The sequence below is a fragment of the Bradyrhizobium ferriligni genome (assembly GCF_056837965.1).
Genome location: NZ_JBXEJO010000420.1, coordinates 1 through 381 on the forward strand (window position 1 = coordinate 1; position 381 = coordinate 381).

1 protein-coding gene is annotated in these 381 nt (G+C 36.5%); it reads left to right on the forward strand.

The features are described 5' to 3' along the window. Window positions 1-358, forward strand: a 358-nt coding sequence (locus AC1VNY_RS42950) for a hypothetical protein (protein ID WP_482409748.1), incomplete at its 5' end; no start/stop codon positions are given. Window positions 359-381: the final 23 nt, after the last annotated feature.

Below are 381 nucleotides of genomic sequence, written 5' to 3' on the forward strand. Positions count from 1 at the left end.
AAGAAAAACAGGACAACAGAAAAACTTCCAAAAGAGGTTCGATGTGGATAGACTAAAAGACACGGAAGTAAGGGATAAGTTTATAATGCAGATAAAGAACAGATTCCAAGCCCTAGAAAGTAATGAAACTACGGATGAAACTGACAACATAGATAGAACATGGGACAACATAGCATCTATATATAGCAAGAGCAGTGAAACATGTCTAGGGTACAGCACAAAGAAAAGAAAAGAATGGATAACACCAACAACATGGAAAATAATAGACAGCCGAAGAATATTAAAAAAAGAAATTGTTAGAAGCAAAGTCCGAAAGACTGAAAGCAAGCTACCAAGAACAGTACAAAAGCGCAAGTAAAGAAATCAAACGGGCTGTGAGCT